This is a genomic window from Candidatus Microbacterium phytovorans, assembly GCA_029202445.1.
Taxonomy (GTDB): Bacteria; Actinomycetota; Actinomycetes; order Actinomycetales; family Microbacteriaceae; genus Microbacterium; species Microbacterium phytovorans.
Genome location: CP119321.1, coordinates 2104261 through 2130629, shown reverse-complemented (window position 1 = coordinate 2130629; position 26369 = coordinate 2104261). Strand labels below are relative to the sequence as shown.

Below are 26369 nucleotides of genomic sequence, written 5' to 3'. Positions count from 1 at the left end.
GGTTCGCGTCGGCGTTTCGTCTCGCTGCGCTCGCTCAACGACCGGTGGGTGCGGTTTCCCCGGTCGTTGAGCGAGGGAGCGGAGCGACCGAGACGAAACGGCGTTCTCTTCCGGTTCGGGTCGGCGTTTCGTCTCGCTGCGCTCGCTCAACGACCGGCGGGCGTTTCGTCTCGCTGCGCTCGCTCAACGACCGGTAGGGGCGGTCAGGCGGGCGCGTCGTTGGGGTCGAGGGCTTTGAGGGTGTCCTGCTCGACGGGGTTGTCGGCCTCCAGCTCGTCCTCGGTCGTCTCGTCGCCGCCCACAGGGGCGTCCGGCTCGAGCGGCTCGTTGTCGGTGGGGGTGTCGTGCGTGTCGTTGCTCATCCCGCCACGGTAGGCGCGGCGCGGCGGGGCGGCACGGCCCTTGACAGGGATGCCGGGGGCGGCTCAGGCGGTGGGTGACATTCGCATGAGTGTCGACCGGGTCGCTTCGGCGACGATCTCGCCGCGCTGGTTGCGGGCCGTGTGGGCGAACTCCACGATCCCCTGTCCGGGACGCGACGACGACGCCCGGCGCGACAGCACCCGCGTCTCCGCGTAGAGCGTGTCGCCCACGCGGACGGGCGCGGGGAAGCGGACGTCGCGGACCCCGAGGTTCGCGACGATCGTCCCCTGCGTGAGCTGTGCGACCGACAGGCCGACGAGCGTCGAGAGCGTGAACATGCTGTTGACGAGCCGCTCTCCGAACTCCGTGCCCTCCGACCAGGCGGCGTCGAGGTGCAGCGCCTGGGTGTTCATCGTCAGCGTCGTGAACAGCACGTTGTCGGCCTCGGTGACGGTGCGGCCGGGCCGGTGCGCATAGACGACGCCCTCCTCGAGCTCGTCGAAGTACAGCCCGCGCTGCTCGACTCGCCGTTCCTCGTGGTGTTCTTCGTGCGTCTCGCCGGTGTCGGTCATGCGTCGCCTCCTGTGGACTCGTCCGCGTCGACCGTCGCCACGATCGCCCCGCGGGTCACCTGGTCGCCGACGGCGACCGCGATCCTCACGACGCCGGCGACGGTGGAACGGAGCACGTGCTCCATCTTCATCGCCTCGATCGAGACGACGGGGTCGCCGGGTTCCACCCGGTCGCCGTCGGCGGCGCTCACGAGCACGACCGTGCCCGGCATGGGCGACACGAGCTGGGGGGAGCGGCTCTCGTCGGAGCCCCCGCGCGCCACGGTCGCCTCCGCGACGCGGAAGGTCGCACCGTCGACGTGCAGCCATCCCGGGGCCGATCGCACGCGCCGCCCCGCGTCGTCGATCACGACGGATGCCGTCCCGTCGGCATGTGCGGACACCGACGCCGACCGCACGTCGCCGCCGTCGACCTGCACCCGGGCTGCGGACAGCTCGCCCCACACGGCGATGTCGGCCGTGCGCGGTCCGACGGTGAGCCGGTAGCGGCGGGGAGCGGGTGCACCCAGACGCCAGCCGTCGCGTCGCTGCCACGGGGTGCCGTCGGCGTCGCCGGCCTCTGCCACCGCCTCCACGAGCGCCGCCTCGGCGCACACCCGGTCGTCGGCCGCGGCGAACGGCATCCCCTCGAACGTCCGGGCGATGAGGTCGGTGTCGAGGTCGCCCGCGACCACCCGCGGCTCCTCCAACAGCAGACGCAGATACTCCAGGTTCGTCTCGAAACCGAGCACGGCGGTGTCGGCGAGGGCGCGCACGAGCCGCCGCCGCGCGGTCTCGCGGTCGGGTGCCCACGCGATGACCTTCGCGATCATGGGGTCGTAGTCGACGGCGACGTCCAGGCCGTCGGCGAGTCCGGAGTCCACACGGATGCCGTCGCCCTCGGGGTGGATGACCCGCTCCACCCGACCGCCCGTGGGGAGGAAGCCCTCGCGCGGGTCTTCCGCGTAGACGCGGGCCTCGATGCTGTGCCCCGTCAGGGCGATGTCGTCCTGGTGGAGCGGCAGCGGCATCCCCGCCGCGATGCGCACCTGCAGTTCGACCAGATCGAGTCCTGTGACCTCTTCCGTGACGGGGTGCTCCACCTGGAGTCGCGTGTTCATCTCCATGAAGAAGAACTCGTCGGGGGCGTCGGCCGAGACGATGAACTCGACGGTGCCCGCCCCGACGTAATCCACGCTGCGGGCCGTCTCGCATGCCGCTTCGCCGAGCCGCCGTCGCAGCTCCTCCCCGTCGGGAAGTCCCGACAGGAGTGGGGAGGGCGCCTCCTCGATCACCTTCTGGTGGCGCCGCTGCAGCGAGCACTCGCGTTCGCCGAGGTGCACCACCGAGCCGAAGGTATCGGCGAGCACCTGCACCTCGATGTGGCGAGGGGAGGACACGTACCGCTCCAGGAAGAGCGTGTCGTCGCCGAAACCCGCCGCCGCCTCCCGCCGCGCCGCCGCCAGCGCGGGCCGGAGGCCGTCGGCATCCGTCAAGACGTGCATGCCCTTCCCGCCGCCGCCGGCCGAGGGCTTCACGAGCACGGGGAATCCGATGTCGGCCGCCGCCGCGACGAGGTCGTCGTCGCTGAGGCCCGGGCGTGCGATCCCCGGGACGACGGGCACCCCTCGCGCCGCGACCGTCTGTTTCGCGGAGATCTTGTCCCCCATGACCGCGATCGCGTCGGCGCCCGGGCCGATGAAGACGATGCCGGCCGCGGCGCACGCCCGCGCGAAAGCGGCGTTCTCGGCGAGGAAGCCGAAGCCCGGATGGATCGCCTGTGCGCCGGTACGCCGGGCCGCTTCCAGCACGCGGTCGATGCTGAGGTAGCTCTCCGCCGCAGCAGCCGGTCCGAGACGCACGGCCCCGTCGGCGAGCCGCACGTGGAGGGCACCGGCATCCGCGTCGCTGTAGACCGCGACCGAGCGCAGGCCGAGCCGGCGGAGCGTGCGAATGACGCGCACGGCGATCTCGCCGCGATTGGCGACGAGGACGGTGTCGAAGGGGAAGGTCATGCGATCACATCCGGAAGACGCCGTAGCCGGGTTCGGGGAGCGGGGTGCGGGTGACGACGTCGAGGGCGAGCCCGAGCACGTCGCGGGTCTGCGCGGGCTCGATGACCCCGTCGTCCCACAGGCGCGAGGTGGAGTAGTAGGGGTTGCCCTGATGCTCGTACTGCTCGCGGAGCGGCGCTTCGAAGGCGGCCTGCTCTTCGGCCGACCAGGTGCCGCCGGAGGCTTCGATCTGGTCGCGACGCACGGTCGACAGTACGGACGCGGCCTGTGGTCCGCCCATCACCGACACGCGCGCGCCGGGCCACAGCCACAGGAACCGCGGCGAGTACGCGCGCCCGCACATCGAGTATGTGCCCGCGCCGAACGAGCCGCCGACGACGACCGTCAACTTCGGCACCCGGGCGCACGCGACCGCGTTCACCATCTTCGCGCCATGCTTCGCGATGCCGCCGGCCTCGTACTCCCGGCCGACCATGAACCCGGTGATGTTCTGGAGGAACAGCAACGGGATGCCGCGCTGGTCGCACAGCTGGATGAAGTGCGCACCCTTCATCGCCGACTCCGAGAAGAGCACGCCGTTGTTGGCGAGGATGCCGACGAGGTGGCCGTGGAGGCGGGCGAACCCGGTCACGAGCGTCTCGCCGTACTCGCGCTTGAACTCGTCGAAACGCCCGCCGTCGACCAGCCGGACGATGATCTCGCGCGCGTCGTAGGGCGTCGTGAGGTCGACGGGGACGACGTCGTAGAGCGATTCGGAGGGCAGAGCGGGCGGTTCGGTGGGGACGGGCGCGGAGACGGGGGGCGCAGGTGCGGGCAGGGTCGCGACGATGCCGCGGACGATCTCGAGCGCGTGCGCGTCGTCGTCGGCGAGATGGTCGGTGACGCCGGAGATCCGCGAGTGGGTGTCGCCGCCACCGAGGTCCTCCGCCGAGACGATCTCGCCCGTGGCGGCCTTCACGAGGGGCGGGCCGCCGAGGAAGATCGTGCCCTGGGAGCGCACGATGACCGTCTGGTCGCTCATGGCGGGGACGTAGGCGCCGCCGGCGGTGGACGAGCCGAGCACGGCCGCGATCTGCGCGATGCCGTCACGCGACATCCGCGCCTGGTTGTAGAAGATGCGCCCGAAGTGGTCGCGGTCGGGGAACACCTCGTCCTGGAGGGGCAGGAAGGCGCCGCCCGAGTCGACCAGCATGATGCAGGGCAGCCGGTTCTCCGCGGCGATCTCCTGCGCACGCAGGTGCTTCTTGACCGTCAGCGGGTGGTAGGTGCCGCCTTTGACGGTGGCGTCGTTGGCGATGACCATGACGTGGCGGCCGTGCACGAGGCCGATCCCCGCCACGACGCCGGCGGCGGGCCACCCGTCGATGTCGGAGGCGGCGAGCGGCGCGACCTCCAGGAAGGGGCTGCCGCGGTCGAGCAGGGCGTCGATGCGGTCGCGGACGAGGAGCTTGCCCCGCTCGACGTGCCGGGTGCGGGAGCTCTCGGGCCCGCCCCGTGCGGCGCGATCCAGACGGCCACGCAGGTCGTCGACCAGCGCACGGTACCCGGAGGGGGTCGTCGTCGACACGGCATCCTCGCTTCGGTTATCGACGGATAACTCAAATCAGGTTAGCGGCCATTAACCGATGTTGTCGAGGGTGCCGGTCGTGCGCTGGCCGGGCGGACCGCCCACAGGCAAAGCGCACCGGCAGATCGATCACGTGCGCACAAGTGATTCGTGACGACCGCGACGCTGCGGTCGGTGGAGTCCGAGGCCAGGAAACTCGCCGCCGCGGCGGCCCCTCGCGGGTGCGCCCACGTCTCGAGACCCGGTCCGCGTCAACCCGTCCCAGCGAGATCGCGGCGAACATCGCCGCGGTTCACCGGGCTCGTCCCGATAGCGTGCGACGATCTGCCTCCTCGTGAGGGGCATGGCATGGACGGAGGGGAACGTGAAACGACGGCTACGCATAGTTGCGATCGGGTCATCACTGGCGATGATCCCGGTCACGGGAGGAGTGGCCCTCGCCGGACCGGCTTCAGCGCTGGGATCCGACAACAATCAGTGCATCGTGCTGGAGTCGGTGTACGGCACCAGCGCCACTGACAGAGCGAAGACGACCACGCCCGGGGTGCGTTACTGCGGGAACGCTCGAGTTCGTGCTTCGTACGCCGCCTACTCGAGTGGGCCGATCTACTGGACGTCGTGGGTCTCGTCGTCTACCACTGCCATCGCCAACCCGACGCAGAGCGTGCGCAACGCGGAGCATGATGACGTCGATCCCGCACCGTTCTTTGCGGGCTTGTTCCCCTTCCGCACGTGACGTCGACGCGGAGAAGAAGGTCGCGTCTTCTGTCCGTGCTGCTGCTCGCGACCTTGGGGATCGCGGGATGTGCGGGAGATCCTGCGCCGAAGCCGTCCGAGACGCCTCGGTTCGAGCTGTCCGTCGAGCAGGCGGCCGCCGTGGAGGACGGGACGGTGACACGCGACGAATACGATGCCGCTTTTCGTCGGTATGAGAGCTGCCTCACGGAAGCGGGATTCGCCCTCGTGGAGGTTCTCGAGGAATATCAGGTGATTCGGTACTCAGTGCCGAACGAGGCGGTAGTGAGCGGCGTGGATGACGACTGCTACAACGGCGAGTTCGTCCTGGTCGACAGTCAATGGCAGGTCAGTGTCGAGGATGTCGGCGAGGTCGCGTCGCTTCTCTCAGGGTGCCTAACAGAGGCCGGCCTGGATTCGAGCGGCACCAAGGCGGAGAAGGAACAGCGCTTAGAGTCTGCGGGGATCTCCATCGACGCCTGCCTCGACTCGCAGCGATGAAGACGGATAGCACTCCATCGGACGGCGGACGAGTTCGGTCCCTGTTGCCTCTGCTGATTTGGCTCGTCCCCTTCGTAGCGCTCGCAGCCTGGGCATATGTGCCGGGCTGGGTCGAGCAGCAGTCACTCGAATCCCTCACACCCCGCACCGTGGTCGCCGGAGAGCGCTCGAGCGACTACCGCACGAGTGTCGTGGCGACAGTGAGGTCCTCCCCGGAGATGGACGTCCGCTCGAGCACCGCAGGGGTAGTGACACGAGTCTTCGTCGCGGTAGGTGATACGCCCTCGTCGGGTGACCGGCTGATCGCGGTGAACGGCCACGTCGTCCTCGCCCAGGTGGGCGGTGAGCCCTTCTTCCGTGAGCTGCGACTGGGCGACACGGGGCGAGACGTCGCGCAGCTCAACGCCTTCTTGGCGCGCACGGACTTCGACACGAACGCACGTTCGGAGACCTTCTCTTCCGAGACCGAGGCGGCCGTTCGATCCCTTCAGGGGAAGATCGGTGTGCCCAGAGACGGGATCTTTCGCATCGATTACGTCGCCTACGTCCCGGCGGACATGGTGGGCGTTAGTCGAGTTCTGATGAGTGTCGGAGCCACGGTGTCTTCCGGCGAGTCGATCGTTCGAGGCTCGTCGCCGCTCGTCTCGGTGAGCATCGCACCTAGCGAGTCGTCGCAGTCGCTTGCTCCGCTCGATGACCTGCCGCGGGAGCTGTTGGTCGGTGCCGCCACCGTGCCGGTGGCGGGGACGGAACTGGATGCCTCGGAAGTGCGCGCGTTTCAGTCAGCCCTGCGCGACAGTGGTCTTCCCCTGGAGCCATCTGACGACCCGCAGGTGAGTGTGGCGCGAGGTCTCTATCTGCGCGCGGCGTCTCCCGTGACCTCCGCAACGGTCCCGGGGTCCGCGCTGCTGGTCGGCGGCGATCTCGCATGTCTTGTGCTCGTCGATGGCGATGCACTCGATGTGGTGCCGCTCGAAGAGGCACCGCGCGCGTCGACGGAGATCGGTCAGGTGCTCGTGGAGTCGGAGTTCGTCGGGGCGGATGTCGTGAGCGACGCTTCGGCGCTCGCCGACGACGTGAAGGCGCAATGCGAGTAACTGCTCACGGGATCACCAAGTCCTTCTCCCGCACCCTCGTGCTGGACGACGTCTCTATCGAGTTCGAGAGCGGATGCATAAACGTGCTCGTCGCGCCGTCCGGTTCCGGCAAGACAACGCTCCTGTCGATTCTGGCGGGTCTCGAACGCCCCGACGGCGGCTCTGTCGCCCACGAAGTCGGTGGCCACCCGATGCTCGTCGATCCGGGCAATGTCGCCTGGGTGACCCAGGGGAACAACGTCCTCGCGGGACGCTCCGTGCTCGACAACGTCCTTCTCGGACCTCTCGCGAGCGGCGTTCCCTTCGACGTGGCGGCGAAGCGCGCGCTCGATGTGCTCGATCACGTCGGACTGCGCCGTCGCGCCACCGAGCGAGCGCGGGCGCTTTCGGGCGGTGAGCTGCAGCGCTTGTGCTTGGCCAGAGCTCTCGCGTCTCCGCGCCGAGCGATCTTTGCGGACGAACCGACCGCTCATTTGGACGAAGGGAATACGTCGGCGTTCGCTGCGGCGCTTCGCGGGGTGGACTCCTCGACGACGATCCTCATCGCGACTCATGATCCCGTGCTGGTCGACGTCGCCGATAGGGTTTTCGACCTCCGAGCGAAGAGGTGGGTCCGGCAGTGACGGGTTGGCGCCCGAGGTATCTGGTGCGAGAAGCCGTCTCGAACGTGCTTCTCCCCGGGCGTGGGGTGTGGTTCATCGCCGCGACTCTCCTTGCCGGTACCCTCGTCGCCGGGCACGGTGCCGGTACGTGGCTGGATCTGCAAGGCGACCTGGAGACGCAGATCTCGGAGGGAAGAAGCACCGTCGACATGGTGCTGCCCGACGGTGGCCAGATCCACCGCCCATCTTGTGATGCGCTTGCGTCGATGAAAGGGGTCGCTCGCGCTGGCGCGATCGTCGAGCTCGGGCGGCGGCCGTACCCCCAACTCGGCGAGAGCATTCGCACCGTCGCGGTGAGCCGCAGTCTCCTGCCCGAGTTGACGACAGCGCGCGCTGCGGTCGGGAGTGCGCTATGGACCGGAGTCGGCTCCCTTCACCTGCTGGTGCCGCAGGGCGAGCCCCTGCACGCCGCATCGGGACCAACCTATGAGAGCGCTCTCGGGCTCTCGTCGGCGGTGGCCATTCCTTTGGAGCCTCCCGTTTCGACGGTCACCTCATGCACCGTGCAACTGGAGCGCTACGCGGATGTGAAGCTGATGATTCCCCGGTTGATCGCTGCCGTCTCCGTCACCGGCGGAGACGTTGCGGCCAGCGCGCGGCTCACCGCGCCCTTTGATCTGATCGGTCAGTATCTGGGCCGACTGGACAGATACTTGTTCGTCGTGGGCGGCATCCTGGGCGGTCTCGTGGCGGCCGGTCGTTACGCCCTCAGGGGGAGTGAGCTCGCCGCGTACCGTTTCGCGGGTGCGACTCGCGCGGATCTCGCCGTGATCCTGTCCCTCGAGCAGGCCCTCATGGCGGGATTCTTCGTGATCGGAGGGCTTGGCGTCTGCGCCATCCTTCCCATCGGTGACGCACGACTCGTCATAGGCGCCTGGGCGGTCCTGGGTGGGCTGGCGTGGTGGAGCTCCGCGAACGTGGGAGCCCTCCGGGTGGTCTTCGCCAATCCGATGATTCTGGCCAAGGACCGTTGACCGATGTTGTCGAGGTGCCGGTCACCGCGAGGGAATGCCGGCGGCCAGCTCCCTGAAGAGCACCGCCGCCTCGTCGCTCCCCGCGAGCGCGGCGGACTGACCCGACCACAACGACTGCAGGTCTCCGAGGCCGCGACGGTTCGCCTCCGCGCGCAACGGACCCACGACCCAGCTCTGCGCGGGGAACGGGGCGATCACCCCGCTCTCGACCGTGTCGATCAGGCGATTGCGCACCCCGCGGGCCCACCGCCCGGTCGCCGCGCGCGTGAGAACGGTCCCGTCGGCGCCGACGTTCGCCAGTGACCCCCGGTGTGCAGGGCTGGCCGCCGACTCGCGCGTGCGCAGGAACGCCGTCCCCACCTGCACGCCCGCCGCACCCAACGCCCACGCCGCCGCAACGCCACGCCGGTCGGCGATGCCGCCCGCGGCGATCACGGGGATGCCCACGGCATCCGCGACCTGGGGAACGAGCGCCATCGTCCCGACGAGAGAATCCTCCGCAGGCCGGAGGAAGCTCACGCGATGCCCACCCGCCTCGAATCCGCTCGCCACGACCGCGTCGGCGCCGGCCTGCTCGACGGCCACCGCTTCGGCCACGGTCGTCGCCGCACCGATGACACGGACGCCACGCTCGCGGAACGCCACGATCCACGCCGACGACGGCACCCCGAACACGAAGCTGACGGCTGCCGGACGCGCGGCGAGCACCGCCTCGAGCTGCTCGTCGACGTCGACGAGGAAGCGCTCGGGCTCCTCCGTCGGCAGCGGGATGCCGAGCTCCGCGTACAACGGCGCCACCGTGGCGATGGCCGCGGTCGTGTCGATCTCGCCGGGCCGCACCTCGGTGCCCACCGGCATCCACAGGTTCAGGGCGAACGGTCGGTCGGTCGCGGCCCGCAGCTGCGTCGCCGTGTCGGCGATCCGCTCGGCGCTGCAACCGTAGAGGCCGTACGACCCGAGGCCGCCGGCCTCGCTGACCGCCGCCGTCAGAGCGACCGACGACATGCCGCCGAAAGGGCCGAGGACGATCGGAGTGTCGATGCCCAGCAGAGCGGGGAGGGAAGTCATACCTCCAGCCTGGCCCACGGCAGCCGCCCGCGGGGCGCACCGGAGCACCGGACACCGGGGCACCGGGGCGCGGGGTTCCGCGTACAGGCAGAAGACGCCTACTGGGGCGTCTGAGGCGGCCGCGGTGCGGATTTTGCCTGTAAGCGGGACGAGACGACGCCGGGTCGGTACTCCCGGCCCCGTCGGGTCAGGCGCCGCGCGCGCCTCGTCCGCCCTCGCCCGGCAGGGCGATCGGCGTCGTGGCGGCCACCTCGTCGCTGAACTCCTCGGGAGTGACGATCCGGATGGGGCGCGTCTCGTCGAGCGTGAGGGCGAACCGGCGGGAGCCGTGGCGGTGGAGGCGTCCCGACAGCAGCAACCAGCCGAAGCCGATGCCGAACGCCACGAACGCGGCGACGGCACCGAGCAGGATGGCCGCCCGCGGACCGAACTGCGCCGCCACCCAGCCGACGATGGGTGCCCCGACCGGCGTGCCACCCATCAAGATCGCCATGTAGAGCGCGAGCACCCGGCCGCGCAGCGTGGGGTCGGTCGTCGTCTGCACGTAGCCGTTGGCGGTGGTGAGCGTGGTCACCACCGCGAAGCCCGTGAACATCAGCGTGGCCGCGTAGAGCCAGTAGGTCGGCATGAAGGCGGACACGAGCGCGGCGACGGCGAACAGACCGGTGCCGACGATCACGTAGCGGATCTGCGCGCGATCCCGACGGGCGGCCAGCAGGGCGCCGGCGAGCGAACCGATCGCGAGGATCGAGCTGAGGAGGCCGTAGCCGTCGGCCTCCTGGCCGAACTCCAGTGCCATCGTGGAGGCGAAGATGGGGAAGTTCATCCCGAACGCGCCCAGCAGGAACACCATCGAGAACGCGACCATGAGGTCGGGCCGGCGTGCGACGTACCGGAAGCCGTCGGCCAGGCGCGCAGCCCTCGACGCCTTCGCACGCGGGATGAGTTCGTCGACCCGGATCATCCCGAGGGCGACGATCATCGCGAGGAAGGTCACCGCGTTGACGAGGAACACCCAGCCGGTGCCGACCGCGACGATGACGATCCCGGCGACCGCGGGTCCGATCATGCGCGCGCCGTTGAAGGATGCCGCGTTGAGCGCGACGGCGTTCGACGCGTTCTCGCGGGCGACGAGGTCGGAGACGAACGCCTGGCGTGCGGGGTTGTCGAAGGCGGCGACGACGCCGAGGGCCAGCGCGAACGCGTACATGAGGGGGAGCGTCATCACTCCGAGGAGGATGAGCACACCGATCGCCGCGCCGAGGAGGAGCAGGACGCTCTGTGTGACCACCAGCAGGCGGCGGCGGTCGAAGCGGTCGGCGACGAGGCCGGTCACGCCGACGAGCAGCAGGGGCGGCGCGAACTGCAACGCCATGGTGACGCCCATCGCGCCGGCGTCGTTGTCGGTGAGCTCGGTGAGCACCACCCAGCTGAGCGCGGTGGCCTGCATCCACGCGCCCACGTTGGAGACGAGCGCGCCGATGAACCAGACGCGGTAGTTGAAGACCGAGAAGGAGCGGAACATCGCAGAGCTCATCGCGACGCCACCTCCCGCATGATCGCCGCTGCACGGGCGAGGACGTCGCGCTCGGCGGGGTCGAGGGCCTCGAGGGCGTGCTCCAGCCAGGAGTCGCGGCGGCGCACCGTCTCCTCGACGACGGCGAGTCCGGCATCCGTCAGGCTGATGTTCACCTTGCGGCGGTCGTCCTCATCGGCCGTGCGGGTGAGGTAGCCCGACTCCTCGAGGAAGTTGACGGTGCGGTTCATCGACGGTGCGGAGACGCGCTCGCGGTCGGCGAGCTCGCTGAGCGTGTGCGGCCCGTGGACCTTGAGGGCGGCGAGGACGGCGAACTGGCCGTCGCTCATCGTGTCGACGGCGCGCTCCGAGCGCAGACGCCGGGCCAACCGGAAGGTGGCCATACGGAAATCGGAGGCGAGAGGGGTATCGGGGGTGGGGTCTGTGGTGCTCATTCAATTACTTAGCATAGCTCATTAGTCTTGCTAAGTAAATCGACCGCGACCGGTCCCGCGACCAGGCGGCGGTCCCCGCCGACGCAGGTCAGGCGTCGGCGGTCTCGCGCTCCCGACGCCGACCGAGACCCGCCGTCGCGACCAGGCCGACCGCCACGAAGCCCGCCGCCGTGAAGGCGGCCCACCGGGTGCCCTCCGAGAACGCCTCCCGGGCCGCGTCCGCCGCGGGAGCCGTCGACGGGTCGGCATCCAGTCCGGCGATCGCCCCGCCCGCGCTGTCGACGACCGCCGCCACGACGCGATCCCGCTCCGCCGCGGGAAGGCCTTGGTCGTCCAGCGCCGACCCGAGCACACCCGCCGTCGTCGTGAACAGCACGGTGCCGAGGATCGCGATGCCCAGCGCCGAACCCACCTGTCGCGCCGTCGACTGCGTTCCCGACCCCTGGCCGGACTGCGTCACCGGCACGTCCTGCAGGATCACGCCCGTCAGCTGCGCCGTGGCGAGACCCACCCCGATGCCGTAGACGAACAGCCCCGGAAGCAGCAGGCCCCATGGGGTGTCGGGCCCGATGACGGCCGCGACGGCGGCGATGCCGACGATCTCGGCGAGGAGCCCGGCCCGCACGACGAGCACGGGCGAGACCCGACCGCTGAGACCGCCCGCGATGCCGCTCGCGACGAACGATCCGCCGGCGAGTGCGAGGAGGACGAGGCCCGTCTGGAGCGCATCGAAGCCGAGCACGAACTGCAGCCACAGGGGCAGGGCGAGGATGAGGCCGAACTCGCCGAGGGCCACCACGAGGGCGGCGAGGTTGCCGGTGCGGAAGGTGCCGATGCGGAACAGCGAGAGGTCCAGCAGCGCCGACCGGCCGCGCCGTCGTCGCGACACCGTCCACGCGAGGAAGCCCGCGAGGGCGAGCGCCGAGACGGCGAAGGCGATCGGCACGGGGGACAGCGCCCACGGCCAGGTCCACTCGCCCACGGTCGGGGCGGTGTCGGTGAGCCACCACCCGTAGGTGCGGCCCTCGATGAGCCCGAAGACCAGGGTGCCGAACAGCACGACGGACAGCGCCGAACCGACGAGGTCGACGCGGCCGTACCCCGGCTCGCGCGACTCCGCGACCGCCCACAGCACGCCCGCGATGATCAGGATGCCGAGGGGCACGTTGATGCCGAACGCCCAGCGCCACGAGAACGCCGTCGTGAGCCAGCCGCCCAGCAGCGGCCCCACCGCGGCCATGCCGCCGATCGTCGAGCCCCACACCGCGAACGCGATGCCGCGCTCGCGGCCCCGGAAGGTCGCGTTGAGGAGCGAGAGCGTCGTGGGCAGCATCATGGCGCCGCCGACGCCCTGTACGAGACGTGCGGCGATGAGGAGCCCGCCGGTCGGTGCGAGCGCGGCGAACACCGAGGATGCCGCGAAGATCACGACGCCGATGAGCAGCATGCGGCGCCGGCCGAACCGGTCGCCCAGGCTTCCGAAGAGGAGGAGGAGCGACGCGAAGACGAGGGTGTACGCCTCCTGCACCCACTGGACTTCGGTGGACGAGATCCCGAGGTCGTCGACCACGGCCGGGATAGCGACGTTGACGATGGTCGAGTCGACGATGATGAGCGCCACGGCGAGGCTGATGAAGACGAGTCCGAACCAGCGCCGAGAGGAGATGTCCGCCATGGGTCGCTAGCTTATCTAGCGAAATTCCGAAACGGAAGCGGTGCGCGCAGGGTCGTAGACTCGGCCGCATGCCCGAACTCGCCGAAGAGCGGACCTACACCGACGCCCACGGCATCCGGATCGTCTACGACGTCCGACCCGCCGACGGCACGCCGCGCGGGGTCGTGCAGCTGCTGCACGGCGTGGGGGAGCACGCCGGGCGTTACGCCGCGCTGATCGCCGCGCTCGCCGGCGCCGGATTCACCGTCTACGCAGACGACCATCGCGGCCACGGTCGCACGGGACTCGCGCAGCACGGCGGCGACCACACCAGACTCGGACGTCTCGGCAAGGGTGGGATGCCGGCGACCCTCGCGGCCTGCCGACAGCTCACCGACATCATCCGCGACGAGAACCCCGGGCTGCCGCTCATCCTGCTCGGCCATTCGTGGGGATCGTTCCTCGCCCAGATGCTCGTGAACGACCGGCCCGAGGCCTACGACGCGCTCGTGCTGTCGGGGTCGGCGCTGCGCTGGCCGGGCACCCTCAACTCGGGCGACCTCAACGCGCCGTGGAAGGACCGCGAAGCCACCGGCACCGAGTGGCTCTCCAGCGACCTCACCGTCGGCGCAGCCTTCCTGGCAGACCCGCTCACCACCTCCGAACCGCTCCTGAAACTCTTCGGCGTGGTCGACGCCGCGCGCCTGTTCGGCCGGCCCCGCCGCGACCTCGGCCACGACCTGCCCGTGCTGCTCATGGTCGGGCAGGACGACACGGTCGGCGGTCCGCGCAGCGTCCACAAACTCGCCGACGCCTACCGCACCCGCTCGGGCCTCACCGATGTGACGACCCTCGTCTACCCGGGCGCCCGGCACGAGATCTTCAACGAGACGATGCAGGCCGACGTGCGCGCCGACCTGCTCGCCTGGCTCGACGCCCGCTTCGCGCGGCGCTGACTCGTAGGCTGGGACCATGCACGGTGAGTACAAGGTTCCGGGCGGCAAGCTCGTCGTCGTCGACCTCGAGGTCGAGAACGGTCGCATCGCCGACTTCCACCTCGCCGGGGACTTCTTCCTGGAGCCCGACGACGCGCTCCTCGACATCGACGCCGCCGTCACCGGACTCCCCGTCGAAGCCGACGTCGCGACGATCGCGGCCGCTGTGCGCGCCGCGCTCCCCGACGGTGCGCAGCTCCTCGGCTTCACGCCCGAGTCGGTCGGCACGGCCGTGCGCCGCGCGCTCGTCACGGCGGCGGGATGGCGCGACTTCGAGTGGGAGGTCGTGCACGAGAAGGCCGTCTCGCCCCGCATGAACCTCGCCCTCGACGAGGTGCTCACGACCCGCGTCGGCGACGGCCGCCGCCGGCCCACGCTCCGCATCTGGGAGTGGGACGAATCCGCCGTCGTCATCGGCTCGTTCCAGTCGCTGCGCAACGAGGTCGACCCCGAGGGGGCCGCCCGTCACGGCTTCGACGTCGTCCGACGCATCTCCGGCGGAGGCGCGATGCTCATGGCCGCCGGGTCGATCGTCACCTATTCGCTGTACGTACCGGCATCCCTCGTGTCGGGGATGACCTTCGCCGACTCGTACGCGTTCCTCGACGACTGGGTGTTGCAGGCGCTGCGTTCGCTGGGCATCGACGCCGTCTACCAGCCGCTCAACGACATCGCCTCGCCGCAGGGCAAGATCGGCGGCGCCGCGCAGAAGCGTCTCGCCAACGGCGGCGTGCTGCACCACGCGACGCTCTCGTACGACATGGACGGCCAGGTGCTCACCGAGGTGCTGCGCATCGGCCGCGAGAAGCTCAGCGACAAGGGCACCGTGTCGGCGGCCAAGCGCGTCGACCCGCTCCGCAGCCAGACGGGCCTGCCGCGAGAGGCGATCATCGAGCGGTTCATCGAGACCTTCACGAAGCTGTACGCCGCCGAGCCCGGCACGATCTCGGCCGAGGAGTACGCCGAGGCCGAAGCGCTCGTGGCATCCAAGTTCGCCACCGACGCGTGGCTGCGTCGCGTTCCGTGAGCGCCGCGGAGCCGCTTCCCGTCTCTCCGGTCGCTGCCGGGACGGTGGAGATCCACCACGGCGACAACCTGGCCGTCGCGCGGGGCCTGCCGGACGGCTCCTTCACCCTCGTGTACCTCGATCCGCCGTTCAATACGGGCCGCACGCAGGGCAAGGCGGTCGAAAGTGCCGTCCGTGGCGCGCGCGAGGCGTCGGCAACTCCTTCAGATCGGGAGGCCGAGTCGGCGGCGCCCGCGGAAATCGGGGCCGCTGCGGCGGACGACCCCGCGGATCGAAGGAGTTCGCCACCGTCCGCCGCGACGCGAGCCCCGGTGAAGGCCGGATTCCGCGGTGCGAGCTACGCGCGGCTGCGCGGCGACCTGCGGGCCTACGACGACCGGTTCGACGACTACTGGGACTTCCTCGAGCCGCGGCTGCGCGAAGCGTGGCGGCTCCTCGCCGACGACGGAACCCTGTACCTCCACCTCGACTACCGCGAGGCGCACTACGCGAAGGTGCTGCTGGACGCGCTCTTCGGCCGGGAGTGCTTCCTCAACGAGCTCATCTGGGCGTACGACTACGGCGCGAAGAGCCGCCGCCGCTGGCCCACCAAGCACGACACGATCCTCGTCTACGTGAAAGACCCGGCGCGGTACTGGTTCGACTCGGATGCCGTCGACCGCGAGCCCTACATGGCCCCCGGTCTCGTGACCCCCGAGAAGGCCGCGCGCGGCAAGCTCCCCACCGACGTGTGGTGGCACACGATCGTTCCCACGGGCGGACGCGAGAAGACGGGCTATCCCACGCAGAAGCCCGAAGGCATCCTGCGCCGGATCGTGCAGGCGTCGAGCCGTCCGGGCGATCGCGTGCTGGACCTCTTCGCCGGGAGCGGCACCACCGGTGCCGTCGCCGCCGCGCTCGGACGCGACGCGGTGCTCGTCGACAGCAACCCCGAGGCGATCGCCGTCATGCGTCGCCGCCTCCCCGCGGCCACCGTCCGCTGACGGGAGTCGGTGACCGCACCGTCGCCGCCTCAGTCGTCGAGGAACTCCAGGAGCGCCGCGTTGACCTCGGCGCCGTGCGTCCACAGCAGCCCGTGCGGGGCGCCCTCGATCTCGACGTAGGTCGCCTCGGGGAGGAGCTCGCGGAACTTCCGCGCCGTCTTGTCGATCGGCAGGATGTTGTCGGCCGTGCCGTGGAGGATGAGGGTCGGCACGGTGACGGCGGGGATGTCGGTGCGGAAGTCCGTCGGCCACGTGAGGGGCGCCGCGGCGATCGCCGTGTTGCCCGCGCGGCGCGCGGTGGCGACCGACGCGTCGAGAGCTTCCTGCGAGATGCGGTCGCCGAGGGTGTCGTCGAGGTTGTAGAAGTCGCGGAAGAAGCCCGTGAGGAACGCGTGGCGGTCGTCGCGCACCGACTGCGCGATGCCGTCGAAGAACTCCTGAGGGCCGGCGCCGTCGGGGTTGTCGTCCGTGATGAGCAGGAACGGCTCGAGCGACCCGAGGAACGCGGCCTTCGCGATGCGTCCTGCCCCGTAGCGCGACAGGTAGCGCGCGATCTCACCGGTGCCCATCGAGAAGCCGACGAGGATGGCGTCGGTCAGGTCGAGGTCTTCGATCAGCGCGTGGAGGTCGGCGGCGAACGTGTCGTAGTCGTATCCGGAACCGGCCTTCGACGACGCACCGAATCCGCGCCGGTCGTACGCGATGACGCGGTATCCGGCATCCAGGAGTGCCGCCTGCTGCTTGCCCCACGACTCCCCGTCCAGCGGGAAGCCGTGGATCAGGACGACCGGCTGCCCCTCGCCCTGGTCGGTGTAGAAGATCTCGACGTCGGTCGAGTTCTCGGTGCCCACGGTGATGTACGCCACGATGGCTCCTTCCGGCCGCGGACGGATGCCGCCGCCTGCGGTCGACGTTACGGCGCGGTCGCCGTGGCATCCACCCCTTGACGCACGCGACACCGGATGTTCAGGCGCACGTCCCGCGAAGGTGGCGCAAGCGGCGGCCTCGCGCCCGCGAAGGTGGCGCAAGAGGCGGCCTTCGGCCCGCGGAAGCAGCCGATTGCGCCACCTTCACGCGGCCGGCACCCCGCCGACGCCCGCCCAGCGGTGGTCAGGCGTCGCGGCGGGCGCCCTCGGACGGACGCACCGTGAAGATGTGCGGGGCGGTGAAGCCGGCCGCGGCGAAAGCCCGCTCCACGGCGACACCGACCTCGGCGACGCGCGCCTGGTCGACGAGCGCGATCGCCGCGCCCCCGAAGCCTCCGCCGGTCATGCGCGCCCCGACGGCGCCGGCAGCCCGGGCGGTGTCGACGGCGAGGTCGAGCTCGGGCACCGAGATCTCGAAGTCGTCGCGCATCGAGGCGTGCGACGCGTCGAGCAGGTGGCCGATCGCCCGCGGTCCTTCACGGCGGAGCGTCTCGACCGTGTCGAGCACGCGCTGGTCCTCGGTGACGACGTGGCGCACCCGTCGGAACGTCACGTCGTCCATGAGCTCCTCCGCACGGGCCAGGTCGGCCGGCGACAGGTCGCGCAGCGCCGCGACGCCCATGATCTCGGCCCCGCGCTCGCACGCGGCGCGGCGCTCGCCGTAGCCGCCGGTCGAGTGCGCGTGCTTCACGCCGGTGTCGATCACGACGAGCTCCAGCTCGGCCGCGGCGAAGCCCAGGTCGACGACGTCGGCCTCGAGGGAGCGGCAGTCGAGGAAGATCGCCGCATCGGCGCGACCCAGCATGGATGCCATCTGGTCCATGATCCCGGTGGGCGCCCCGACCGCCTCGTTCTCGGCGAGGCGACCGGCCTGCGCGAGCGCGACCCGGTCGCGCCCCAGCTGCCACACGTCGTTGAGCGCGGATGCCGTGGCGCCTTCGATCGCGGCGGACGACGACAGTCCTGCGCCGACGGGGACGTCGGAGGCGAAGACGAGGTCGACCCCGGAGACCGCGTCGACATCGGCATCCCGCAGCAGCGCCCAGGCGACCCCCAGGGGGTACCGTGCCCACTCGACGATCTCGTCACGCCGGGCGGGGAAGAGGGTGTCGAGGTCGGCGAGGGCCACTTCGACGGGCACCGGGTCGAACGTCGACACGACACGGATGCGGGCGTCGTCGCGCAGCCCGAGGGCGACCGAGGTACGGTGGTCGATCGCGAAGGGGAAGACGAAGCCGTCGTTGTAGTCGGTGTGCTCGCCGATGAGGTTGACCCGACCGGGCGAGGACCAGACGCCGTGCGGGGCGGCGCCGGTGAGGTCGTGGAACAGGGCGGTGGCGGTGGTCACAGGACGACTCCTTCGATGGCGGCGCGGAGGCGCTCGGCGGCGGTCTCGGGCGGGACGTCGCCGATCCAGGCGCCCATGGCCGACTCCGAGCCGGCGAGGAACTTGAGCTTGTCGGCGGCGCGACGCGGGCTCGTCAACTGCAGGTGGAGGCGCACGGTGTCGCGTCCGACGTGCACAGGTGCCTGGTGCCACGCCGCGATGTACGGCGTGGGGGAGTCGTAGAGCGCATCGACACCGCGGAGGAGACGCAGGTAGAGCGGGGCGAGCTCGTCGCGTTCGTCGTCGTCGAGGGCGGCGAAGTCGGGCACCTGACGGTGGGGGAGCAGGTGCACCTCGATCGGCCAGCGTGCGGCGAACGGGACGAACGCGGTCCAGTGCTCGCCCTGCAGCACCACCCGCGGACCCTCCTGCTCGAACTCGAGGATGCGCTGGAACAGGTCGGGAGCGGTGCGGTCGATCGAGTCGAGCAGTCGCGTCGTGCGGGGCGTGATGTACGGGTAGGAGTAGATCTGTCCGTGCGGGTGGTGGAGCGTGACCCCGATCGCCTCGCCGCGGTTCTCGAACGGGAACACCTGCTGCACGCCGGGAAGGGCGGACAGGGCGGCGGTGCGGTCGGCCCACGCCTCGATGACGGTGCGCGCGCGGGTGACGGTCTGCGTGCCGAACGAGCCGGCGTGGTCGGGCGAGAAGCACACGACCTCGCACCGGCCGACGCTCGTGCGGGTGCGGCCGAGGCCGAGGTGGCTGAGGTCGTCGAGGTCGCGGGGGGCGTCGGCGGCGACGGGGAGATCGCCGACGGCATCCGCGAGGGCGGGCCCGAACGACGGCGACTTGTTCTCGAACACGGCGACGTCGTAGCGCGAGGGGATCTCGGACGGGTTCGTCGGCGTCTGCGGCGCGAGCGGGTCGAGCTCGGCCGGGGGAAGGAAGGCGCGGTTCTGGCGCGCGGCCGCGACCGAGACCCAGTCGCCGGTGAGCACGTCCTGCCGCATGGTGGCGGTCTCGGGGCGGGGGCCGAGGTCGCGGGTGTCGACGCCGCGCTCGTCGCCGAGCGTCGTGTCGGGGTCGTCGAAGTAGATCAGCTCGCGACCGTCGGCGAGGCGCGTGGACCGCTTCACGACGCCCGCGCCGAGGGGTTCGGGGCGGACGGGCACGGTCGGGAACTCAGGCATGTTCACGATAACACGGTAGCGCGGGGGCGTGTTATCGTCAACACGGCGCGGATCGAAGGAGTTACCCACGGTCCACGACGGACACCGCGGAGGCGCGACTGACGCGAACCGCGTGCGCGGCGAGCCGGCACGGCGAGTAACAGGGGCGAAGAACGGGGGCGACATGGAGCGACGAGTGTCGATGGGCGACGTCGCGGCGGCGGCCGGCGTCTCCGCCCAGACCGTGTCCCGCGTCGTCAACGCCAGTCCACGCGTCGACCCCGCCACGCGAGCCCGGGTGGAGGATGCCATGGCGCTTCTCGGCTACCAGGTCAACCGCGCCGCGCGGGCTCTGCGCACGGGGCGCTCTCACACGATCGGCGTGGTCGTGGCGACCCTCGCTTCCGTCGGCAACTCCCGCATGCTCGAGGCGGTCGCGGCATCCGCTGCCCGCCGAGGCTTCGCGCTCACCGTCGTCACCCTCGCCGGGTCCGACGGTGTGGCCGACGCGTTCGCGCAGCTCCACGAGCAGGGCGTCGACGGGGCGATCGTGCTCAACGAGGCGACGGCCATCGCGGGCGACGCGCCCGTGCCTGCGGGGCTGCGGATCGTCGCCGTCGACGCGCCGCGCCCGCGCGAGTCCGACGACGCCGCCACGCCGTTCCCGACGGTGCAGTCCGACCACGCCGGCGGCGCTGCTGCCGCCACGGCGCACCTCCTCGGCCGAGGGCACGCGACCGTGTTCCACCTCGCGGGGCCGACGACGTCGTTCGCTGCCGGCGAGCGCGAGCGCGGCTGGCGGGAGACGCTCGCCGCCGCCGGAGCACCGGCTCCCGATCCGCTCCGGGGCGACTGGACGGCGGCCTCCGGCTTCGCCGCCGGCGCGCGGCTGGCGGCTCTCCCCGGTGTGACGGCGGTCTTCGCCGCCAACGATCAGATGGCGCTGGGACTCGTGCGGGCGCTGTCCGAGGCGGGTCGCACGGTGGGTGACGACGTGCTCGTGGTCGGGTTCGACGACGTCGCGGATGCCGCGGACTTCCGCCCGCCGCTGACCACCGTCCGTCAGGACTTCGACGCGCTGGGCGAAGCGGCCGTCACGTCGCTCGTCGCGGCGATCGGCGGCGCCGCGCCCGCGCACGTGACGCTCCCGGCCACGCTCGTGCGGCGCGCGTCGGCCTGACCGGGAGCGCGCGACGGTCCGAACCGATCGGAACCGCGTGCGACGTGCAGCGGGCTCAGCCGGCGGCGCGGCGAGCTTCCCAGCCCGAACGCACCATCTCGTCGACCGTGTACCGGTTCTTCCAGTCCAGGTCGCGTGCGGCGAGCTCGCCGGTCGCGACGATGCGGTCGGGGTCGCCGGCCCGGCGCGGTCCGATCTCTGGCGTGAAGTCGATGCCGGTCACGCGGGCCATGGCATCCATGATCTCTCGCACGGACAGGCCGTTCTTGGAGCCGAGGTTGTAGGCGGGCTCGACCGGCTGCCCCGCGGCGAGGCGCTGTGCGGCGACGACGTGGGCGGCGGCGATGTCGCCGATGTGCACGTAGTCGCGGACGTTGGTGCCGTCGGGGGTGTCGTAGTCGTCGCCGAAGATCTTCGGCGTGCGCCCCTCGATGAGCGCCTCGTAGACGAGCGGGAACAGGTTGTGGGGGCTGACGTCGTAGACCGAGGGGTCGCTCGATCCGACGACGTTGAAGTACCGCAGCGACGTGTGGCGCAGCGGCGCGTCGGAGGATGCCGTGGCGACCGCCTGGTCGCGGATGAGCCACTCGCCGATGAGCTTGGACTCGCCGTACGGGGATGCCGGACGCTTCGGCAGGTCTTCCGTCACGAGCGGCACATCGGGGGTGCCGTAGACGGCGGCGCTGGAGGAGAAGACGAGGCGGCTCACGCCGGCCTCCTCCATCGCGGCGAGCACGACGCGGGTGCCCTCGACGTTCTGCTCGTAGGTGTGGAGCGGGCGCTGCACCGAGACGCCCGCGTACTTGTAGGCCGCGACGTGGATGACACCGACCACCTCGTGGGCGCGCATCGTGTCGACCAGGAGCTGCTTGTCGAGGATCGAGCCGCGCACGTACGGCACGCCCTCCGGGACGAAGGTCGCCCGCCCGCTCGACTCGTTGTCGAGGACGACGGGCGACATGTCCGCCGCCGTCAGCGCGCGGACGATGTGGGCGCCGATGTATCCGGCACCTCCGGTGACGAGCCAGCTCATGGGTTCTCCTGGGGAATCGGGGGCGGTACGGGACGCGGACCGGTGTAGGGACCGGTGGACTGGCGGACGACGAGTTCGGTGGCGACGGTGCGCACGCCGGGGGCCAGGTCGCGGCCCTGGATCTCGTCGATGATGAGAGAGACGGCCAGCGACCCGGCGTCTTCGAAGAACTGGTGGACGGTCGTCAGCGGCGGCCAGAAGTGCGCGGCTTCGTCCATGTCGTCGAAGCCGACGACGCTGACGTCGTCGGGAACGCGCACGCCGCGCTCATGGAGGGCGCGCAGCACGCCGAGCGCCATCTGGTCGTTGGAGGCGAACACGGCGGTCGCTTCGGCGAGATCGGCGAGCGCGAGCCCTGCGCGGTAGCCGGAGGCGGCCGACCAGTCGCCGAGGAACGGCTCGGGGACGGCGCGCTGCTCGTCCTCGAGGATCTCGCGCCACGTCTCGGTGCGCTCTCGTGCGGAGTTCGACTCCGACGGCCCGGCGACGTGCCACACCGTCGGGTGGCCGAGGTCGAGGAGATGGCGGACGGCGAGGCGCGCGCCGTTGATCTGGTCGGCGTTGATCGAGGGGCGGTCGGGGCGCGCGCCGGCTTCGACGATGATGCTCGGGATGCCGTCGGGGAACACGAGCGCGGACTTCGAGATGAGGTGCGATTCGATGATCACGATGATGCCGTCGACGGCATCCTGTCCGAGGCGCGACAGCGCCGACGAGACCTGGCCCTCTCGCTCGCCCTCCTCGGTGCCGGGCTGCACCTGGATGAGCTCGACCGCGTAGTCGCGTCGCGCGGCTTCGGCGACGATGCCCGCGATCGTGCGGATGTTGCCGAGGGTGCCGAGGGTGAACACGACGACGCCGATCGAGCCGAACGATCCGCGGCGGAGGGCGCGGGCGGCGACGTTCGGGCGGTAGCCGAGGTCTGCCATGGCCGCGAGCACCTTCTGTCGCGTGGGCTCGGCGACGTTGGTCGCGTTGTTGGCGACCCGCGACACGGTCTGTCCCGAAACGCCCGCCGCCTGCGCGACTTCGCGCAGGGAGACGGATCTCGGGTGATCGTTCGCGAGGGTCATCAAGGTCACTCTATGCCTTAGGTCGGACTCGGGGTTGACAGATGTTGACGTAAACATGCTACTCTCGCCCCGTCCGATGTTGACGTAAACATTTCGTCGCCGCACGGATGCCACGACCACCCCGATGAAGAGGACGGAGACGCCGATGTCGACCATCGCTCCCGCCGCGCCCCCGCCGGCGCCCGCACGGAGTCGCGCCGCGCGCCCCTCGCGACGGCCCTCGACGACCCGGCAGTGGGCGGGCCTCGGCTTCGTCGCCCCGTTCCTCGTCGTCTTCGCGCTCACCTTCCTCGCGCCGGTCGTCTACTCGATCTTCCTGAGCCTGTTCCGCGACAAGCTCGTCGGCGGCAACGTGTTCGTCGGCTTCGACAACTACGTGCAGGCCTTCACCGACCCGAAGTTCCTCGAGGGTGCGCTGCGGGTCTCGCTGTTCCTGGCCGTGCAGGTGCCGATCATGCTCGTGCTGGCGCTCGTCGCCGCCCTCGCGATCGACTCCCGGCGGCTCGCCGGTTCGTCGCTGTTCCGCATCGGCCTCTTCCTCCCCTACGCGGTGCCCGGCGTCGTCGCGGTGCTCATGTGGGGGTTCATGTACTCGGAGCGGATGGGCCTGGCCGGCAACATCAACGACCTCCTCGGGTTCGACCTCGTCACGCCCTTCACGCAGCAGTGGATCCTCGTGGCGATCGGCAACATCGTCACCTGGGAGTTCGTCGGCTACAACATGCTGATCTTCTACTCGGCCCTGCGCGCGGTGCCCACCGACATCTACGAGGCGGCCGCGCTCGACGGCGCCGGCCAGTTCCGCATCGTCTGGAGCATCAAGCTCCCGGCCCTGCGCGGCGCGATCGTCATCGCGACGATCTTCTCCATCATCGGCAGCTTCCAGCTCTTCAACGAGCCGAACATCCTGCGTCCGCTCGCCCAGAGCATCATCACGACCTACTTCACCCCGAACATGTACGCGTACAACCTGAGCTTCTTCGGCCAGCAGGTCAACTACGCGGCGACGGTGGCCATCGTCATGGGCGTCGTCACCGCCGTGATCGCCTACGTCGTGCAGCTGCGCGGCAACCGTCAGGAGCTGCGATGAGCGCCACGACCCCCACCGCCGACCTCGCGGCATCCCGGGATGCCGACAGCACCGGTCGTCCGCCGCGCCCTCCCCGCCGCGCGTCGCGCCGGGCGTTCGACCGCTCCGCGAACACGATCGAGCGCCCGCGTCGGTCGCTCCTGCTGACGATCCTGATGAGCGTCTTCCTGCTCTACTCGTTCCTGCCGCTCGCGTGGCTCATCATCAGCTCGACGAAGACGCAGGAATCGCTCATCGGCTCCTTCGGCCTCTGGTTCTCCGGACCGTTCGCGTTCTTCGACAACATCGTCCAGACCGTCACGTACGACGACGGCATCTTCGTGCGGTGGTTCGGCAACACGTTGCTCTACGTGATCGCCGGCGCGGGCGGCGCGACCATCCTCGCGACCCTCGCCGGCTACGGCCTGGCGAAGTTCACGTTCCCGGGCAAGAAGGCCATCTTCGCCGTCGTCCTGGGGGCCATCGCCGTCCCCGGTACCGCTCTGGCCGTTCCCACGTTCCTCATGTTCAGCCAGATGGGACTCACGAACACGATCTGGGCGATCATCATCCCCTCGCTCATCTCGCCGTTCGGGCTCTACCTCATCTGGGTGTACGCGGTCGACTCCGTGCCCACCGAGCTGCTGGAGGCCGCCCGTGTCGACGGTGCCGGTGAAATCCGCACCTTCTTCACGATCTCGATCAAGCTCCTCGCCCCCGGGATCGTCACCGTCGCGATGTTCGCCATCGTCGCGACGTGGAACAACTACTTCCTCCCGCTGATCATGCTCAACGACCCTGACCTGTTCCCGCTGACCATCGGTCTGCAGCTGTGGAACCAGCAGGCGACGGGCGTCGGATCCGATCCGATCTTCAACCTGGTGATCACCGGTGCTCTTCTCACGATCGTCCCGATCGTGATCGCGTTCCTCCTGCTGCAGCGGTTCTGGCAGTCGGGGCTGAGCGCGGGAAGCGTCAAGCAGTAGGGGACTGCCGACCTTCGAAATCCATCCTCCCCACGATCCGACTCCGAAGAAGCGGAAGGACACAGCAATGAGAAAGCGCACCCTGGTCCGCGGCATCGCCACCGGCGCCGCCGCCCTCCTGATCGGTGCGGGCCTCGCGGCCTGCGCCGGTGACACCGACACCGGCGACAACGCCGCCGATCCCGGCAGCGCCGACGCCATCGAAAAGGCCCTCGAAGAGGGCGGCGAGCTCACCTACTGGACGTGGACGCCCTCGGCCGAAGCCCAGGTCGCCGCGTTCGAGGACGCGTACCCGAACGTCAAGGTGACCGTCGTCAACACCGGCGGCGCGAACGACAACAACCTCAAGCTGCAGAACGCGATCGCCGCCGGCTCCGGCGCGCCCGACGTCGTGCAGGTCGAGTACCAGTCGCTCCCGCAGTTCATCCTCTCCGACTCGCTGCTGGACCTCTCCGCGTACGGCTTCGGCGACCTCGAAGACCTCTACACGCCGGGCCCGTGGGGCGCCGTCGCGCAGCAGGGCGGCATCTGGGGTCTCCCGCAGGACTCCGGTCCGATGGCGCTGTTCTACAACAAGCGCGTGTTCGACGAGTTCGGCCTCGAGGTTCCGACCACGTGGGACGAGTACATCGAGGCGGGCCGCAAGCTGCACGCCGCCGACTCCGACTACTACATCACCAACGACGCCGGCGCCGACGCGGGCTTCGGCACGTCGATGATCTGGCAGGCCGGCGGTCGCCCCTTCCAGGCCGACGGCGAGAAGGTCACCGTCAACCTCGCCGACGAGGGCACGCAGAAGTGGGCCACCAAGTGGGACACCCTCGTGCAGGAGGGTCTCATGAGCCAGATCCCCGGCTGGACCGACGAGTGGTTCGCCGGTCTCGCCAACGGCACGATCGCGACGCTCCCCATCGGCGCCTGGATGCCGGGTGTGCTCGAGTCCGGTGCCGCCGACGGCGCCGGTGACTGGCGGGTCGCCCCCATGCCCACCTACGACGGCGGCGCCGCTGTCACGGCGGAGAACGGCGGCAGCTCGGAGGCGGTCACGAAGCAGTCGAAGAACCCGGCGCTGGCAGCCGGCTTCCTCAAGTGGCTGAACTCCTCGGAGGACTCCATCGACGTCTTCCTCGAGAGCGGCGGCTTCCCCGCGACGGTCGCCGACCTCACGTCGGACGAGTTCCTGAACTACGAGTCCGACTACTTCGGCGGTCAGAAGATCAACGAGGTGCTCGTGGACGCCGCCAACTCGGTGAGCACCGGATGGCAGTACCTCCCGTGGCAGTCGTACGCGAACAGCATCTACGCCGACACCGTGGGCAAGGCCTACCTGGACAAGACGTCGATCGCCGACGGCCTCGCGGCCTGGCAGCAGCAGAACGTCGCCTACGGCAACGAGCAGGGCTTCACCGTTTCGGAGTGATCCACCGGTGATCTCGGGGC

The 26369-nt window shown here is 70.4% G+C and carries 24 protein-coding genes; 11 read left to right on the top strand and 13 right to left on the bottom strand.

The genetic code is table 11. The features are described from left to right. Positions 1–203: 203 nt before the first annotated feature. From P0Y48_10145 to P0Y48_10130, 4 genes are all read right to left on the bottom strand, one after another. Complete coding sequence (locus P0Y48_10145) at positions 204–362, bottom strand: hypothetical protein (GenBank protein ID WEK12822.1); 159 nt, start codon at positions 360–362, stop codon at positions 204–206. A gap of 63 nt (positions 363–425) precedes the next feature. Continuing rightward, a complete protein-coding gene (locus P0Y48_10140) occupies positions 426–935 on the bottom strand; it encodes a MaoC family dehydratase (protein ID WEK12821.1) in 510 nt (169 codons plus the stop codon). Beyond that, entirely contained in the window at positions 932–2929 is a 1998-nt protein-coding gene (locus tag P0Y48_10135) for a biotin carboxylase N-terminal domain-containing protein (protein WEK12820.1), read from the bottom strand. The genes P0Y48_10140 and P0Y48_10135 overlap by 4 nt, the downstream gene beginning before the upstream one ends. A gap of 4 nt (positions 2930–2933) precedes the next feature. Then, a complete protein-coding gene (locus tag P0Y48_10130; GenBank protein WEK12819.1) occupies positions 2934–4496 on the bottom strand; it encodes a carboxyl transferase domain-containing protein in 1563 nt (520 codons plus the stop codon). 771 nt (positions 4497–5267) lie between these two features. On the opposite strand from P0Y48_10130, the gene P0Y48_10125 reads away from it, so the two are divergent. The 4 genes from P0Y48_10125 to P0Y48_10110 all read left to right on the top strand — a co-directional run bounded on the left by P0Y48_10125 (position 5268) and on the right by P0Y48_10110 (position 8465). Next, positions 5268–5732: a hypothetical protein gene (locus tag P0Y48_10125; protein WEK12818.1), complete on the top strand. Its 465-nt coding sequence runs from the start codon at positions 5268–5270 to the stop codon at positions 5730–5732. Positions 5733–5980: 248 nt separating this feature from the next. Next, entirely contained in the window at positions 5981–6829 is an 849-nt protein-coding gene (locus P0Y48_10120) for a hypothetical protein (protein WEK12817.1), read from the top strand. Beyond that, complete coding sequence (locus P0Y48_10115) at positions 6820–7452, top strand: ATP-binding cassette domain-containing protein (GenBank protein ID WEK12816.1); 633 nt, start codon at positions 6820–6822, stop codon at positions 7450–7452. Before P0Y48_10120 ends, P0Y48_10115 begins: the two co-directional genes overlap by 10 nt. A 23-nt stretch (positions 7453–7475) precedes the next feature. Then, positions 7476–8465: a hypothetical protein gene (locus tag P0Y48_10110; GenBank protein WEK12815.1), complete on the top strand. Its 990-nt coding sequence runs from the start codon at positions 7476–7478 to the stop codon at positions 8463–8465. Between the two features lie 21 nt (positions 8466–8486). Here P0Y48_10110 and P0Y48_10105 read toward each other — a convergent pair whose 3' ends face one another. The 4 genes from P0Y48_10105 to P0Y48_10090 all read right to left on the bottom strand — a co-directional run bounded on the left by P0Y48_10105 (position 8487) and on the right by P0Y48_10090 (position 13179). Continuing rightward, the gene (locus P0Y48_10105; protein WEK12814.1) at positions 8487–9533 is read right to left on the bottom strand and encodes a nitronate monooxygenase; all 1047 of its coding nucleotides are present in this window, start codon (positions 9531–9533) and stop codon (positions 8487–8489) included. 187 nt (positions 9534–9720) lie between these two features. Further along, on the bottom strand, positions 9721–11070 hold the full coding sequence (locus P0Y48_10100; protein WEK12813.1) for an MFS transporter: 1350 nt from the start codon (positions 11068–11070) through the stop codon (positions 9721–9723). Then, complete coding sequence (locus P0Y48_10095) at positions 11067–11504, bottom strand: MarR family transcriptional regulator (GenBank protein ID WEK12812.1); 438 nt, start codon at positions 11502–11504, stop codon at positions 11067–11069. Before P0Y48_10095 ends, P0Y48_10100 begins: the two co-directional genes overlap by 4 nt. An 88-nt stretch (positions 11505–11592) precedes the next feature. After that, a complete protein-coding gene (locus tag P0Y48_10090; GenBank protein ID WEK12811.1) occupies positions 11593–13179 on the bottom strand; it encodes a DHA2 family efflux MFS transporter permease subunit in 1587 nt (528 codons plus the stop codon). A gap of 68 nt (positions 13180–13247) precedes the next feature. Between P0Y48_10090 and P0Y48_10085 the strand changes: the two genes are divergently transcribed. From P0Y48_10085 to P0Y48_10075, 3 genes are read left to right on the top strand one after another with little or no spacing between them, the layout of a single operon-like run. Beyond that, a complete protein-coding gene (locus P0Y48_10085) occupies positions 13248–14114 on the top strand; it encodes an alpha/beta hydrolase (GenBank protein WEK12810.1) in 867 nt (288 codons plus the stop codon). A 16-nt stretch (positions 14115–14130) separates the two neighbouring features. Further along, positions 14131–15180: a lipoate--protein ligase family protein gene (locus P0Y48_10080; GenBank protein ID WEK12809.1), complete on the top strand. Its 1050-nt coding sequence runs from the start codon at positions 14131–14133 to the stop codon at positions 15178–15180. Between the two features lie 44 nt (positions 15181–15224). Next, complete coding sequence (locus P0Y48_10075) at positions 15225–16163, top strand: site-specific DNA-methyltransferase (GenBank protein ID WEK15056.1); 939 nt, start codon at positions 15225–15227, stop codon at positions 16161–16163. 29 nt (positions 16164–16192) lie between these two features. On the opposite strand, the gene P0Y48_10070 is transcribed toward P0Y48_10075, so the two are convergent. From P0Y48_10070 to galT, 3 genes are all read right to left on the bottom strand, one after another. Continuing rightward, complete coding sequence (locus tag P0Y48_10070; GenBank protein WEK12808.1) at positions 16193–17029, bottom strand: alpha/beta hydrolase; 837 nt, start codon at positions 17027–17029, stop codon at positions 16193–16195. A gap of 244 nt (positions 17030–17273) precedes the next feature. Then, positions 17274–18437 carry a galactokinase gene (gene galK, locus P0Y48_10065; GenBank protein WEK12807.1) on the bottom strand — a complete coding sequence of 388 codons (1164 nt, stop codon included), beginning with the start codon at positions 18435–18437 and terminating at the stop codon, positions 17274–17276. Next, complete coding sequence (gene galT, locus P0Y48_10060; GenBank protein WEK15055.1) at positions 18434–19609, bottom strand: galactose-1-phosphate uridylyltransferase; 1176 nt, start codon at positions 19607–19609, stop codon at positions 18434–18436. The genes galK and galT overlap by 4 nt, the downstream gene beginning before the upstream one ends. 181 nt (positions 19610–19790) lie before the next feature. Between galT and P0Y48_10055 the strand changes: the two genes are divergently transcribed. Beyond that, a complete protein-coding gene (locus P0Y48_10055) occupies positions 19791–20768 on the top strand; it encodes a LacI family DNA-binding transcriptional regulator (GenBank protein ID WEK15054.1) in 978 nt (325 codons plus the stop codon). A 55-nt stretch (positions 20769–20823) separates the two neighbouring features. On the opposite strand, the gene galE is transcribed toward P0Y48_10055, so the two are convergent. Further along, entirely contained in the window at positions 20824–21801 is a 978-nt protein-coding gene (galE, locus tag P0Y48_10050) for a UDP-glucose 4-epimerase GalE (GenBank protein WEK12806.1), read from the bottom strand. Next, complete coding sequence (locus P0Y48_10045; protein ID WEK12805.1) at positions 21798–22874, bottom strand: LacI family DNA-binding transcriptional regulator; 1077 nt, start codon at positions 22872–22874, stop codon at positions 21798–21800. The genes galE and P0Y48_10045 overlap by 4 nt, the downstream gene beginning before the upstream one ends. Positions 22875–23019: 145 nt before the next feature. On the opposite strand from P0Y48_10045, the gene P0Y48_10040 reads away from it, so the two are divergent. The 3 genes from P0Y48_10040 (at position 23020) to P0Y48_10030 (ending at position 26349) form a co-directional block, all read left to right on the top strand. Then, the gene (locus P0Y48_10040) at positions 23020–23964 is read left to right on the top strand and encodes a sugar ABC transporter permease (protein WEK12804.1); all 945 of its coding nucleotides are present in this window, start codon (positions 23020–23022) and stop codon (positions 23962–23964) included. Positions 23965–24119: 155 nt separating this feature from the next. Beyond that, positions 24120–24929, top strand: coding sequence for a carbohydrate ABC transporter permease (locus tag P0Y48_10035; GenBank protein ID WEK15053.1), 810 nt, complete (start codon positions 24120–24122; stop codon positions 24927–24929). A gap of 67 nt (positions 24930–24996) precedes the next feature. Further along, positions 24997–26349, top strand: a complete 1353-nt coding sequence (locus tag P0Y48_10030; GenBank protein ID WEK12803.1) for a sugar ABC transporter substrate-binding protein — start codon at positions 24997–24999, stop codon at positions 26347–26349. Positions 26350–26369: the final 20 nt, after the last annotated feature.

Bases quoted from the DNA above. Each gene is read 5' to 3' on its own strand.
- P0Y48_10135 (WEK12820.1), bottom strand. From the start codon at position 2,929: ATGACCTTCCCCTTCGACACCGTCCTCGTCGCCAATCGCGGCGAGATC.
- P0Y48_10090 (WEK12811.1), bottom strand. From the start codon at position 13,179: ATGGCGGACATCTCCTCTCGGCGCTGGTTCGGACTCGTCTTCATCAGC.
- P0Y48_10145 (WEK12822.1), bottom strand. From the start codon at position 362: ATGAGCAACGACACGCACGACACCCCCACCGACAACGAGCCGCTCGAG.
- P0Y48_10055 (WEK15054.1), top strand. From the start codon at position 19,791: ATGGGCGACGTCGCGGCGGCGGCCGGCGTCTCCGCCCAGACCGTGTCC.
- P0Y48_10040 (WEK12804.1), top strand. From the start codon at position 23,020: ATGTCGACCATCGCTCCCGCCGCGCCCCCGCCGGCGCCCGCACGGAGT.
- galT (WEK15055.1), bottom strand. From the start codon at position 19,609: ATGCCTGAGTTCCCGACCGTGCCCGTCCGCCCCGAACCCCTCGGCGCG.
- P0Y48_10140 (WEK12821.1), bottom strand. From the start codon at position 935: ATGACCGACACCGGCGAGACGCACGAAGAACACCACGAGGAACGGCGA.
- P0Y48_10095 (WEK12812.1), bottom strand. From the start codon at position 11,504: ATGAGCACCACAGACCCCACCCCCGATACCCCTCTCGCCTCCGATTTC.
- galE (WEK12806.1), bottom strand. From the start codon at position 21,801: ATGAGCTGGCTCGTCACCGGAGGTGCCGGATACATCGGCGCCCACATC.
- P0Y48_10030 (WEK12803.1), top strand. From the start codon at position 24,997: ATGAGAAAGCGCACCCTGGTCCGCGGCATCGCCACCGGCGCCGCCGCC.
- P0Y48_10100 (WEK12813.1), bottom strand. From the start codon at position 11,070: ATGAGCTCTGCGATGTTCCGCTCCTTCTCGGTCTTCAACTACCGCGTC.
- P0Y48_10085 (WEK12810.1), top strand. From the start codon at position 13,248: ATGCCCGAACTCGCCGAAGAGCGGACCTACACCGACGCCCACGGCATC.
- P0Y48_10115 (WEK12816.1), top strand. From the start codon at position 6,820: ATGCGAGTAACTGCTCACGGGATCACCAAGTCCTTCTCCCGCACCCTC.
- P0Y48_10045 (WEK12805.1), bottom strand. From the start codon at position 22,874: ATGACCCTCGCGAACGATCACCCGAGATCCGTCTCCCTGCGCGAAGTC.
- P0Y48_10035 (WEK15053.1), top strand. From the start codon at position 24,120: ATGAGCGTCTTCCTGCTCTACTCGTTCCTGCCGCTCGCGTGGCTCATC.
- P0Y48_10080 (WEK12809.1), top strand. From the start codon at position 14,131: ATGCACGGTGAGTACAAGGTTCCGGGCGGCAAGCTCGTCGTCGTCGAC.
- P0Y48_10105 (WEK12814.1), bottom strand. From the start codon at position 9,533: ATGACTTCCCTCCCCGCTCTGCTGGGCATCGACACTCCGATCGTCCTC.